Here is a 13888-nt window from a genome sequence, read left to right as displayed (position 1 = left end):
TTTTCTTTTAGATAAAAAGCATGTTGGATTAGCAAGGAAGCTTATTGGCTGAAAACCCCCGACTGTACAATGACCACCAACTCCGATAAGCGTTCTTCCTTTACCTGTCGGCTTTCATCTTTGATTGGTGAATTGCTGTTTAATGCAACATCCTGCACGATGTTATTAAACCATAAGGCCGAACCATACAGTGGAAGGATCTCACTCTGCAGATCAGTTTGTCCCTTGCCTGCATAAAGGCCAATCAGGTTGGCCTTGTTGTCGAATACGGGGGCGCCTGTCATCCCATATCTGAATGGCAATGAAACCGTCATATTGACAGAATTACCTGAGGAAACCGACATCAGCTCTCCCTGATACACTTCGGGAGGCGTTAGAATGCAACTAACAGCATTGGGAAAGCCCGTTGAAAAAACGGCTGATCCCGAAGCTGGCTTAAGCATTGAATATCCATAAGGCAGCTTCTCAAATTCAGCAAATACGGTATCACTTAGCTCAAGAACTGCCAGGTTATTTGTTTCATCGAAAGTGCTAAGATGCACCTGTTTTTCAAACACTTTTCCTCCCACACGTCCCTTTACCCTGATCTGTTTCATCCCGGCAACCGCTTCGTAAGTGGTCAGAATATGCGCGGGTCCGATAAAAAAACCAGTTCCTCTTCCCATCAATATTGACTCAGTCAGAAGATGTCCGGCATCGAGTTCCGATGTAAAAGAGAAAGCATCAAAAAGTACCAACTCATCGGTACCCGAAACCAGTGCAATTTTATCACCGTCAAAATCAGGAGCCATTGTAATAAATTCAATTCGATTGTTGATCTCAAATAAGAGGTCACTTCCACGCCTTCTGACCAACAACTCATTTTCTCCATCGCCTTTATTATCTACACCTTCTCTGCGGTCGCTTAAGAGGTATTTTTCACCATTTTCAACCAACGAAACCGAAAAATAGGCACCATCGATCCACTCAAAAAGCAAATGGTTTTTTTCATCTTTCCACCACAAGGCAATGCCGGGCTGCATATCGGTAAACGCCTCCGGAATTACCACACGGCAGTCGAAATCATAATTCAGATCGAGTGGCATTTCCGGTTGATAAACCCCGTATGCCATCCCCTCCTGATCTTGCTGGAGCAATAAATATCCACCTTCGATGAGTAGCCCATGTCCCTGCCAGCTACCAATGTCCACATCAAAACCATCACTCCAAAGTGCCCGGCATTCCTCGCTTAGTTGACAATCGAAATCAAACAACAGGAAACCACCTTTTTTGATGTGATAACTGCTTAAATAGCCCGATGGATCAAAAAGAGCAACAGCTCCGTCAACATCATTCATCTGCGGCCGCACTTCTCCGTTGACCCTGGCCTTTACTGCATTTGCCGCATAATATTGGAAGTAGTAATTTGAATCGGGAACGCTGATCCCATTGACATAATAGTACATACGGCTTAAACGGCCCTCCTTATCAAAGAGCGCACGCCAGCCATTTCGCAACTGACTCTGCCCCGTTAAAGCAAAAAACAGGATAAGGCATGTGAAATAATACTTCTGCATTAGCTGATCATCATTCGGGCATAATTTAAAAAGAAAATCTTAAACCAGCCTGCTTCATCGGTTTAATTCCAAATTAATCGCCGGTCTGTCTTTTTTAAGCAGCTTAGCCATTCTCTGATCCTTCACTAATTTCAATTTCATTATTTTATAATATATTTTCTGCTTTTTCATTATTTAAAGTGAATTTTCACTATAAAAATTCTATATTTAGAAATGTGGATTTTTGCATAACTCTATGTGACTTTTTTCACCAAAAACAAGTTTTAAAAAATACATATTGTGAATCGGGTATTTTGTACAGGGAAAACAAACATCCAATTTTTTGAAGTGACACTAAGCGCTTAATTAAAACCATCTTCCCCGTAACAAAACAGCAAGAAGGCAAGGCATTTTAACATAAATAAATTGTGGCGTTTTCTAAACTTTTAACGACTCATTTTGTTTACAATTCGAGTCCTCATATCTACCCGAAGCGACATAATAAAATCAGTAAAAACCAAAAATATTTTATCTATGGTATTTGATCTTGACCTTATTCAAAAGGTATACGAAGGCATTAAAGATAAAGTGGATACAGCCAAAGTGCAGCTCAATCGTCCACTCACTTTAACTGAGAAAATTTTGTATGCCCATCTTCATAAGGATACGGCATTGCAAAATTTCGAACGGGGCAAGGCCTATGTCGATTTTGCACCCGACAGAGTCGCCATGCAGGATGCTACTGCACAAATGGCTTTGCTTCAATTCATGCAGGCAGGAAAAAAACAAGCAGCGGTACCCTCAACAGTACATGCCGACCACCTGATTCAGGCACACATTGGAGCTGATAAAGACTTGCAGGAAGCACTGAATAAAAACAACGAGGTATTTAATTTTCTCGAATCAGTTTCAAATAAATACGGCATTGGTTTTTGGAAACCAGGAGCTGGAATTATCCATCAGGTAGTACTTGAAAATTATGCTTTTCCTGGCGGAATGATGATAGGAACCGATTCACACACCGTAAATGCAGGTGGCCTGGGCATGATAGCCATTGGAGTTGGTGGTGCCGATGCGGTGGATGTGATGGCCGGCATGCCATGGGAACTGAAAATGCCCCGCTTGATCGGTGTCAAATTAAGTGGAAAACTCAATGGTTGGGCAGCACCCAAAGACATCATTCTGAAGGTAGCCGGAATCCTTACTGTAAAAGGAGGTACCGGTTGTGTTGTAGAATATTTTGGCGAAGGGGCTCAGTCGCTCTCATGTACTGGTAAAGGAACCATTTGTAACATGGGAGCTGAGATTGGAGCAACCACTTCGACCTTTGGCTATGATGATTCGATGCGAAGATACCTCGCAGCCACAGGACGAAAAGAAGTTGTTGACCTGGCCGACCAGGTAGCCGATTATCTGACAGGAGATCCGGAAGTATACGCCGAACCTGAAAAGTACTTCGATCAGGTGATCGAGATCAACCTTTCCGAGCTCGAACCTCATCTCAACGGACCTTTCTCACCCGACATTGCTACCCCTATCAGCAAAATGAAAGAAGTAGCCGAGAAAAATGGCTGGCCATTAAAAATTGAAGTAGGGCTCATTGGTTCATGCACCAACTCATCGTATGAAGACATTTCGAGAGCTGCTTCGCTGGCCGAACAGGCTTTAAAGAAAGACCTGAAAGTGAAATCGATGTTCACCATTACTCCCGGCTCAGAACAGGTAAGATATACCATCGAAAGAGATGGTTTCATCGATACCTTTACTCAAATTGGCGGAAATGTTTTTGCCAATGCCTGCGGTCCCTGTATTGGTCAATGGCATCGTGAAGGAGCCGACAAAGGTGAAAAAAACACCATTGTACACTCGTTTAACCGCAACTTTGCCAAACGGGCCGACGGGAACCCCAACACCCATGCTTTTGTTGGTTCACCCGAACTGGTCACCGCATTGGCCATTGCCGGCAATCTGGGCTTTAATCCCGTAAGCGATACACTCACCAACCAAAAAGGCGAACAGGTAAAACTCGATCCACCCACCGGATGGGAACTCCCGCCGAAAGGATTCGATGTAGAAGATGCAGGTTATGTTGCCCCGGCTGCCGACGGATCGGACATCGAAGTCGTAGTCAAGCCCGACTCACAACGGCTGCAATTGCTTTCACCTTTTGAAGCATGGGATGGAAAAAACATTACAGGAGCCCGCCTGCTCATTAAAGCCAAAGGCAAATGCACAACCGATCATATTTCGATGGCCGGACCCTGGCTTCGTTTCAGGGGACACCTCGACAATATTTCAAACAACTGTCTTATTGGAGCAGTGAATGCTTTCAACGACGACACCAACAAAGTAAAATCGCAACTTACAGGGAAATACGATGAAGTTCCTGTAACACAACGTCAATACAAAGCCAACGGAGTTCCCACCATTGTTGTGGGCGATCATAACTACGGAGAAGGATCATCGCGCGAACATGCAGCCATGGAACCCCGACACCTTGGTGTTAGGGCCGTACTTGTAAAATCCTTTGCCAGGATTCACGAAACGAATCTGAAGAAACAGGGCATGTTGGCACTTACCTTTGTAAACGAAAGCGATTACGATAAAATTGAAGAAGACGATACCTTCAACTTCATTAATCTCGATCAGTTTGCCCCGGGTAAAACCATCGATATTGAAATTGTACATGCCAATGGTGAAAAAATTACCATTGCCTGCAATCATACCTATAATCAACAACAAATCGGATGGTTCAAAGCCGGGTCGGCATTGAATCTTATTAAACAACAAAACCGGAAATAAGAAGTACCTATGAACAAAATCAAAGTAGTAAATCCCGTAGTTGAACTCGACGGAGACGAAATGACCCGTGTGATCTGGTCTTTTATTAAAGAAAAACTGATTCTGCCTTATCTTGATATCGATATCAGGTATTACGATTTGGGGATCGAAAGCCGCGATGCCAGCGACGACCAAATAACCGTCGATGCGGCCAATGCCATTAAAAAATACGGAGTTGGCATTAAGTGTGCAACCATCACACCCGACGAAGCCAGAGTAGAAGAATTTGGTCTTAAACAAATGTGGAGGTCTCCCAACGGAACAATACGCAATATTCTCGGTGGAACAGTATTCCGTGAGCCCATAATTATCAATAATATTCCACGCCTGGTACCCGGATGGACAAAGCCCATCTGCATCGGCCGTCATGCTTTTGGCGATCAGTACCGCGCCACCGACTTTGTAACCAAGGGAAGAGGAAAACTGACCATCACTTTCACACCGGAGGATGGCAGTGCACCACAATCGTTCGATGTTTACGACTTTGAAGGTGACGGCATTGCCATGGCCATGTACAACAACGATGATTCAATCAGAGGTTTTGCCCGCTCATGCATGAACCAGGCACTCGATAAAAAGTGGCCGCTTTATTTGAGCACAAAAAACACCATCCTGAAAAAATACGATGGCCGTTTTAAAGATATTTTCGAGGAAGTTTTCGAAAGCGAATTCAAAGAACAGTTCGAAGCTGCCAACATTACTTACGAACACCGGCTGATTGACGACATGGTGGCTGCTGCCATGAAGTGGGAAGGCGGCTTTGTGTGGGCCTGTAAAAACTACGATGGCGACGTACAATCAGACACCGTTGCCCAGGGTTTCGGTTCACTAGGACTCATGACTTCAACATTGGTTACTCCCGATGGTAAAACCATGGAAGCCGAAGCTGCACACGGAACAGTAACCCGGCATTATCGTATGCATCAGCAGGGGAAACCAACTTCGACCAATCCCATTGCTTCCATCTTTGCGTGGACACGCGGACTGGCATTCAGAGGAAAACTTGACAATACCCCTGAACTGATCAATTTTGCTGAGACCCTCGAACAGGTATGTGTCGAAACGGTCGAAAGTGGCCAGATGACCAAAGACCTGGCACTTATTATTCACGGAAAAGATTTAAAAGAAGAACACTATTTAAGCACTGAACAGTTTCTTGAAGCATTGAACGACAACCTGAAACTTAAGTTTAAATAAGAACAGCAAGGACCATCACGACTATTGAAAATGAGCGATAAAATCAGAATAGAAGACGGAAAACTCAAGGTTCCCGATAAGGTAATCATTCCTTTTATCGAAGGCGATGGAATAGGCAAAGACATTTCAGGGCCTACCCAAAGAATTGTCGATGCGGCGGTTGAAGCTTCGTATGGTGCGAATAGAAAAATCGACTGGTTTGAAGTACTGGCCGGTGAAAAATCGTACCAGCAAAATCATGAATGGCTACCCGAAGCAACCCTGGAAGCCTTCAGAGAATACATTATCGGAATTAAGGGCCCGCTTACCACACCGGTTGGAGGAGGAATCAGATCGCTGAACGTGGCTTTACGTCAGGAACTCGATTTGTACGTTTGCCTCCGACCTGTCAGATGGTTCAAAGGAGTCCCCTCACCCATCCGCTTTCCGTCGATGGTCGACATGCATATTTTTCGTGAAAATACCGAAGACATTTATGCCGGAATCGAATTCATGACGGGAACTGAAGAGGGAGCAAAATTCAAAAAACTGCTGGAAGAAAATTTCGATACCGGCAAAATACGCTTCCCCGAAAGTTCATCGTTCGGCATTAAACCCATTTCGAAAGAAGGCTCAGAACGACTGGTTCGTGCTGCCATTCATTTTGCCGTTAAACATCAGCTTCCTTCGGTAACCCTTGTACACAAAGGCAATATCATGAAATTCACCGAAGGTGCCTTTAAAAACTGGGGATATACGGTAGCAGAAAAAGAATTTGCGGAACAAACATTTACCTGGCGACAATACCTTGCCATTGCAGGCGAAGAAAGCCCTGAAGTTGCACAAAAGGCAATCGATAAAGCCAAAGCCGACGGCAAAGTAATTATCAAGGATGTGATTACCGATGCTTTTTTACAGGAAAGCCTTTTGCGTCCTTTCGATCATTCTGTAATTGCCACCATGAATCTGAACGGCGACTACATCTCCGATCAACTGGCTGCCATGGTTGGTGGAATTGGAATTTCACCGGGTGCAAACATCAACTATTCCAGCGGATATGCCATCTTTGAAGCAACCCATGGAACAGCACCCAATATCGCAGGTTCGGGAAAAGCCAATCCCAGTTCGCTGATACTTTCGGCTGCCATGATGCTGGAATACATGGGATGGGACAAGGCCGCGGAACACATCTATGACGCGTTGGAACACACCTTCTCAAAGCGAAGGGTAACTTCCGACCTTCATGCACTCATGGAGGGTTCGACCCTTCTGACCACATCACAATTTGCTGATGAAGTAATACGGAACATACATTAACAGAAATCTAATAAAACAAACCAATATGGAATACATTAAAAGCCGCTTCTACAACAAAGCCAGCAAATGCATTGCCGAGTACAACCGATTAAAAAAAGAACACGGCGATAAAGTTATTGCCAATGTCACCGTAGGGCAGGTGATGACCGGTATGAAAGGCGTACCCAGTTTAATTACCGACACTTCGAAACTTGATCCCAACGAGGGAATTCGTTTCAGAGGATACACCATTCCTGAACTACGACAAAAACTGCCCCGGCTTACCCCCGAGGGAGAACCACTGCCCGAAGGTTTATTTTATTTGTTACTGATTGGTGAAATTCCCGAAGAAGAAGATGTGATGAACCTGTCGAAAGACTGGTCAACCCGTTCGCATGTACCTCAGCATGTTTTCGATGTGATTGATGCACTGCCAAAAAATTCACGTCCGATGACCCAGTTCAGTTCCGCCATTCTGTCGATGGCTACCGAATCGGTGTTCCAAAAAGCATATCGCTCAGGTGTAAACAAAAAATATTACTGGGATTTCATTTACGACGACGTAATGAATCTGATTGCCAAACTGCCGCGTATTGCAGCCTATATTTACCGACGTAATTTCTTCAACGGAAAACACATTGAACCTGATCCACGCCTTGACTGGGCTGGTAACCTGGCTCACATGATGGGACACGATTCGGAAGAAGTGAAACGACTGCTTCGACTTTACATGGTGATCCATTCGGACCACGAAGGAGGTAATGTTTCAGCACATACCACCCACCTTGTTGGTTCGGCGCTAAGTAACCCATATTATGCCTTTACTGCCGGAATGCTGGGTCTTGCCGGACCACTGCACGGATATGCCAACCAGGATGTTATTCACTGGATTTTTGAACTGATGGATGAACTGGATACGCAGGAACCAACAAAAGAACAATTGGCTGATTATGTGAAAAAAACACTTAGCAATGGTCGTGTTGTTCCGGGATACGGACATGCTGTGCTGCGCCAAACCGATCCACGCTTTACGGCGCAAAAAGAATTTGCCGACAAATACATTAAGAATGACCCCCTGATCAACACCGTAAACAACCTTTACGATGTGGTGCCGCCAATACTCGGCAGCATAGGAAAGATCCAGAATCCATGGCCCAATGTAGATGCCTATTCCGGCTCCTTACTTTATCACTATGGTATCAAGGAATATACCTTCTATACTGTGCTGTTTGGTGTTTCAAGAGCACTTGGCGTACTGGCCTCGCTGGTAATGGACCGTCTGTACGGCTTGCCCATCGAACGGCCTTCGTCCTATGAACTCAAATGGTACATTGAAAAAGCAACCGGTGAAAAAGGCAGTTGCGAATAAACAATAAAGCATAAAAAAATCCGTCAAAATCATGGCGGATTTTTTTATGCAAAAATTAACGAATTAAACTTTAAGGGGCCCCTACGGTTTATTAAAGCACAAATTCGATATCAATACATCCTTTGTAAAGCACCACAGACCTATGAGCAAAAAAAGTTTTACCACTCGTTCACTGAATATCGCCTTTCCTTCCAACGATCCCTATCGTGCCCTGCATATGCCAATATACGAATCGGTTGCCTTCGAATTTGAACGGGCAGAGGACATTGCTGCCAATTTCAGGGGCGAATTGCCGGCACACGTATACTCACGCACCGGAAATCCAACGGTACTGTATTTAGAAAAGAAGATCAGGGAACTTAGCGGAGCTCATCAGGTACTGGCAGTTTCATCAGGCATGGCAGCCATTTCAAACAGCTTGTTAAATCTTTGTGAAGCAGGTGACAACATCATTGCCGGAAACAGGCTCTTTGGTCATACCTATGCACTTTTCAACGAAACATTGCCTAAAATAGGGATCAGCACGCGTTTTGCCAATCTCGAAGATGAAGCATCCATTGAAGCACTGATTGATGATAAAACCAGGCTCATTTATTTTGAGACGGTAACCAACCCTCAACTCGAGATTCCCAATATTGGCTTATTGAAAAAGTTAGCTGTAAAACATCAGCTGGTGCTAATGGCCGACAGTACGCTTACCCCGCCTGTTACCTTTGATGCCCGTGCTGCCGGAATCGACATCGAAGTAATGTCGACCACCAAATTTATTTCAGGCGGTGCCACTTCCATTGGAGGAATCATTGTAGATTATGGCTCCTACAACTGGAACAATCATCCTCACCTGTCGGCTTATGTGCCCAAACTTCAAAAAGATACCTTTTTTGCAAGACTCAAAAAAAACATATTCAGAAATACAGGGGCCTGTATGACTGCCCATTCGGCCTATTTCCAGCTACTGGGTCTCGATCTGCTTGAGTTAAGGGTTGAAAGATGTGTGAACAATTGTCTTGAACTGGGTGCTTATCTTGAGAAGCATTCTTCTGTTGTGTCGGTAAATTATCCGGCACTCCCCTCCTCGCCTTTCTATGAGCGAAGCGGGCAGTATTTCAATCACCAACCCGGAGCCATCCTCACCTTTGACCTTGAATCGGAAGCCGCCTGTTTCGAATTCATGAACCGGCTAAGGATCGTCCGAAGAGCCACCAACCTGAACGATAATAAGAGCCTGATCATCCATCCCTGGTCGACCATATACGTTGAGTTCCCGGCTGCCGAACGCCTGTCGATGGGCATACGACCTGGCATGATGCGCCTTTCGGTTGGCATTGAAGGGATCAGCGATTTAATTGATGACATTGAACAGGCACTAAACTGAAGCTGATTCACCTGGCTTTGCACCATTTGCAATGGCAACTGCTACGAGTTCAACATATTGATAAGTCCCAGGGTTAGTCCTTTGATCTCGGCCAGGTTTTTCATTCGTCCATATAAACTGTAACCCGGATAGTTCTCCTTTCCAACATCATCAAGCATCTGGTGTCCATGATCGGGACGGAGCGGTAGCAGGCATTCAATTCCCGCTTCGGCCTCCCTGCGCTTTCCTTCCTTTACCAGCACTTTCACCACTTCAAGCATGTCGACGTCCCCGTCAAAGAGGCTCTCTTCCCTGAAATTCAAACTGCTATCGCGCACCACATTCCGCAGATGAACAAAATGAATGTGGGGTGCAATTTGAGCTGCGATCTCAGGCAGCCTGTTGAAATGGCCTACCCCGAGTGATCCGGTGCACAAGGTCACTCCATTCGACGGTGAAGGAATCATGTTAACAATTTCCGTCAGATCGTCAATCGTGCTGACAATGCGTGGCAGCCCCAAAAGATTCCATGGCGGATCGTCGGGATGAACAGCCATTTTAATCCCATTTTTTTCAGCCACGGGTACTATTGAATTGAGAAAGAAGTGAAGATTTTCTTTCAGCTTCTTCCGATCGATTCCTTCGTAACTGGCAAGCAGCTGCTTAAATTCTTCCATCGAATAGGTCTGCATTGAACCGGGAAGACCATACAAAATGGTATCCTTCAGCTCCTGCACTTTTTCTTCCTCCAGGTTATAAAGAAATTCCTGTGCCTTTGTGATCACTTCTTCCGGGTAATCGCTGTGTGCATTCTCCCTGCCCAGTATAAAGAGGTCGAAGGCTGCAAACTGATACAGCTCAAAACCTGAGGTATAGCTTCCGTCGGGTAAATCGAGGCGGAGCCGGGTACGTGACCAGTCGAGTACGGGCATAAAATTATAACAGATGGTATTGATACCACATGCGGCCAGATTCTCAATCGATTTTTTATAATTCGTTATGTGTTGCAAATAATTTCCACTGTGCTTTTTAATGTCTTCGCTAACAGGAAGGCTTTCAACCACCTCCCATTGCAAACCAGCTGCTTCAATCAATTGCTTTCGCTCAAGAATGTCATTCTTCTCCCATATTTCGCCAACAGGAATCTGATGTAAGGCTGTTACTACAGCACTTGCACCCGCCTGTTTAATTTGTGAAAGCTGAATCCGGTCGTTTGGACCAAACCAGCGCCATGAATAAATAAATTTCATACCTGTTATTGCTAATTTGAATGTACCATCACTCAATGACCAATGGCTTTTTCCTTTATTCCTTCAATTTATACACCACTAAAAGTGCTGAAACCACCGTCGACAGCCAAAACCACACCGGTAACAAATGAAGCCGATTCGCTGGCAAGAAAAAGCACAGCACCTGTTAACTCATGTGCCTCACCAAAACGCCCCATGGGAGTATTTGCAATAACCTTATGGCTCCTTTGGGTTAATGAACCATCTGGATTAAGCAACACATCGCGGTTCTGATTCCCAATAAAAAAGCCCGGTGCAATGGCATTGACCCGTACCGAACCTTCAAATTTCATGGCCATCTCCATGGCCATCCATGAAGTAAAATTCGAAACAGCTGCTTTGGCTGCTGAATAGCCCACCACGCGGGTGATTGACTGCAGAGCTGCCATGCTTGAGATGTTGATAATATTTCCCGAACGCTGACTGGCCATTACTTCTCCAAAAACCATCGAAGGCAACACTGTGCCCTTGAAATTAAGATCGGTCACCTTGTCGAGATCGCCCACCTGCAAGTCGAAAATGTTCTTGTCCTCGGGAATGGTGGCTCCGGGCAGATTACCTCCTGCCGCATTAAGCAGCAAATCGACTTGTCCGTATTTTTCAAGCACCCGGTCTTTTGTCGCTCGCAAGGCATCCAGATCGAGTACGTTCGATTGAAGTCCCATGGCTTCACCGCCCATGGCTTCGATCCGCTTAGCTGCTTCAATAGCCGCCTGTTCGTTGATATCGATAAATACTATTTTCATCCCTGCTTTCGACAGGCCGCTTCCTATTTCTGAAGCCAAAACTCCACCGCCACCGGTTAATACGGCAACTTTTCCTTCCAGTTGAAATAATTGATCAAGATAACTCATGAAAACGTTCTATAAATTTTTCCAATTTTTATTAGTTAAATACCCGGCACATAATGAAACTGAAGATTCTGATAGTATTCCAGTGTTTTATCGGGTTTCTCATATTCCTCGGGAATCGGCATTTTGGAGTATTGCTGAAAATATAAAAGCAGCGCATTTCTCCACCACACTGCCTCATCGGCCTGTATTGCCAGCAATTGCTTAACATGATGATGGCGTTCCTGATCGATATAGGGCTCCATCTTATTCCACGTTTCCTGCATTTGCTTCACCGTTGCCGCTCCGTCGTAATATTTTTTGCACATTTCATTCCACAAGCTACGTCCCGACTTCATTCGGTAATCCCAGGGTACATGATGAAACCACAACAGATATTCCTCTGGACACTTTTCAATGTCTCCAAACATTTTCTCTATTTCAGGGAAATATTGAGCTACAGCATTGCTACCGGCAGCCGAACGGTCAAAACCAATTCCTGCAGAATCAGCACGATGATAGTAAGCTGATGTCCAGTCGGGACGGCCTATGTTCACCCAGGGGCCGGGTCCCCAGTGATGATCCCATGCCATTTGATGATGAAGACCAAGCGGCGTCATATAATTCACAGCGGTTTCTCTTGACTTAAGCATCATTTCCTTAACCGCTTCGATAAAGCCTTGATTGTTTGTAAAGGTCATACGAAGCCATTCATCGGCAATGCTTGCTGAACTGAGTTGTGGATTCCAGGCCATACGTCCAAAGGCATACCAGTTGGCTTGTCCGAATGGATGACCGGTCCAGTTACGGTCGGTTCCGATGTTGGAAACACCTGCCATACCGGTAATTTCATTTTGGTGCAGCGAGCCGTCTATCACACGGGCAACCGTCGAACCTTTCCCCCTTGCATAGGTGTCCGACTGCAGATTTTCTTCAAACAGCGGGGCCAGATAAACCAAATGGGTAGCACAGCCCAGGTATTCCTGCGTAATCTGAAATTCCATCATTAGCGGCGTTTGATCCATTGCACCAAACAGTGGATGAAAGGGTTCACGGGGTTGAAAATCGATGGCACCGTTTTTCACCTGTACAAACACATTCTCCCGGAAACTTCCATCGAGTGGTTTGAACTCGTTATAAGCTTGTTTGGCTCTGTCGTCGGGGACTTCGTGACTGTAAACGAAAGCCCTCCACATTACTACTCCTCTGTGAGGAGCCAGCGCTTCGGCCAGCATATTGGCACCTTCGGCATGGCTGCGTTCATAATCCTGTGGACCAGGTTGTCCTTCGGAATTGGCCTTCACCAGAAAGCCACCAAAATCGGGAATGAACGAATAAATTTCATCCACTTTATTTTTCCACCAGCTTCGAACTTCTTCATTCAGCGGATCGGCCGTTTCGAGTCCTCCAATTTCGATGGGGGCACTAAAGCGGGCGGTCAGATAAACCTTTATCCCATAAGGACGGAAAACTTCAGCAAGGCCCTTAATTTTTTGCAGATACTGAGGCGTAAGAATCAGCGCATTGGCATTGACATTACTCACTACCGTGCCATTGATTCCGATTGAAGCATTGGCACGTGCATAGTCATGATATCGTGGATCGATGTAGTCGGGCAATTTATGCCAGTCCCAAATTGAAAAACCGGCGTAGCCGCGCTCAACGGTACGATCCAGATTATCCCAGTGATTCAGCAGGCGATGAGTTGTAGCCGGCTTTTCACTGATATAACAGTTTTCAATACTGCGCTCACTTTGTAATAAACGCAAAAAATGAAAGGTTCCGTATAGAACACCCGTTTCTCCTTCCGAAGCGATTACGATCATTTTATGACCATCGATTACCCGCGAAGTAATCAGATAGCCTTCAGGGCCGAGTGCTCCCAATTCATCATTGAGCCGGAGCGACTGTATTATTTTTGAACCCGATGGAGTACCGGCTAAAATTCCAGGTCTTGAAATTTCTGCTGTTTTTTCCACCGTACGTTCAAGTAAAGCGGAAAGGCCTTTTTCCAATTCATTTTCAATAACTTCAAAAGTTGGAGAGCTTTGCTCAAATACAATTTGCTGGATATTGTTTCTGTAATTTTCCTGCAGGTATTTGTCTCCAACAGGCTGGTATCGTAACCAGAGTTCATATCCGTCTTCAGCTTTTGTAAAAAAAGCCATAGCGCTTAGAACAAACACTAAAATGATTTT

At 45.1% G+C, this 13888-nt stretch carries 9 protein-coding genes; 5 read left to right on the top strand and 4 right to left on the bottom strand.

Annotation, left to right across the window (positions count from 1 at the left end):
- Nucleotides 1-41: 41 nt before the first annotated feature.
- Nucleotides 42-1556: a S1 family peptidase gene (locus FHS86_RS09920; RefSeq protein ID WP_429412852.1), complete on the bottom strand. Its 1515-nt coding sequence runs from the start codon at nucleotides 1554-1556 to the stop codon at nucleotides 42-44.
- Nucleotides 1557-2069: 513 nt separating this feature from the next.
- On the opposite strand from FHS86_RS09920, the gene FHS86_RS09915 reads away from it, so the two are divergent.
- The 5 genes from FHS86_RS09915 (at nucleotide 2070) to FHS86_RS09895 (ending at nucleotide 9592) form a co-directional block, all read left to right on the top strand.
- A complete protein-coding gene (locus FHS86_RS09915; RefSeq protein ID WP_429412851.1) occupies nucleotides 2070-4337 on the top strand; it encodes an aconitate hydratase in 2268 nt (755 codons plus the stop codon).
- A 9-nt stretch (nucleotides 4338-4346) separates the two neighbouring features.
- On the top strand, nucleotides 4347-5573 hold the full coding sequence (locus FHS86_RS09910; protein ID WP_429412850.1) for an isocitrate dehydrogenase (NADP(+)): 1227 nt from the start codon (nucleotides 4347-4349) through the stop codon (nucleotides 5571-5573).
- A 30-nt stretch (nucleotides 5574-5603) separates the two neighbouring features.
- On the top strand, nucleotides 5604-6869 hold the full coding sequence (gene icd / locus FHS86_RS09905; protein WP_429412849.1) for an NADP-dependent isocitrate dehydrogenase: 1266 nt from the start codon (nucleotides 5604-5606) through the stop codon (nucleotides 6867-6869).
- 25 nt (nucleotides 6870-6894) lie between these two features.
- Nucleotides 6895-8217: a citrate (Si)-synthase gene (locus FHS86_RS09900; protein WP_429412848.1), complete on the top strand. Its 1323-nt coding sequence runs from the start codon at nucleotides 6895-6897 to the stop codon at nucleotides 8215-8217.
- Nucleotides 8218-8359: 142 nt separating this feature from the next.
- Nucleotides 8360-9592, top strand: coding sequence for a PLP-dependent transferase (locus FHS86_RS09895; protein ID WP_429412847.1), 1233 nt, complete (start codon nucleotides 8360-8362; stop codon nucleotides 9590-9592).
- Nucleotides 9593-9633: 41 nt separating this feature from the next.
- Here the strand turns inward: FHS86_RS09895 and uxuA are convergent, their stop codons facing one another.
- The 3 genes from uxuA to FHS86_RS09880 all read right to left on the bottom strand — a co-directional run bounded on the left by uxuA (nucleotide 9634) and on the right by FHS86_RS09880 (nucleotide 13858).
- Nucleotides 9634-10821: a mannonate dehydratase gene (gene uxuA / locus FHS86_RS09890; RefSeq protein WP_429412846.1), complete on the bottom strand. Its 1188-nt coding sequence runs from the start codon at nucleotides 10819-10821 to the stop codon at nucleotides 9634-9636.
- A gap of 68 nt (nucleotides 10822-10889) precedes the next feature.
- Entirely contained in the window at nucleotides 10890-11714 is an 825-nt protein-coding gene (locus FHS86_RS09885; RefSeq protein WP_429412845.1) for an SDR family oxidoreductase, read from the bottom strand.
- A 35-nt stretch (nucleotides 11715-11749) separates the two neighbouring features.
- Nucleotides 11750-13858 (bottom strand): alpha-glucuronidase family glycosyl hydrolase, encoded by a 2109-nt coding sequence (locus FHS86_RS09880; RefSeq protein ID WP_429412844.1) that lies wholly within the window; start codon nucleotides 13856-13858, stop codon nucleotides 11750-11752.
- Nucleotides 13859-13888: the final 30 nt, after the last annotated feature.

The sequence above is a fragment of the Roseimarinus sediminis genome, assembly GCF_050433125.1.
Lineage (GTDB): Bacteria > Bacteroidota > Bacteroidia > Bacteroidales > Prolixibacteraceae > Roseimarinus > Roseimarinus sediminis.
Note: the sequence above shows the minus strand (reverse complement) of the source record. Positions and strands in the feature narration are given on the sequence as shown.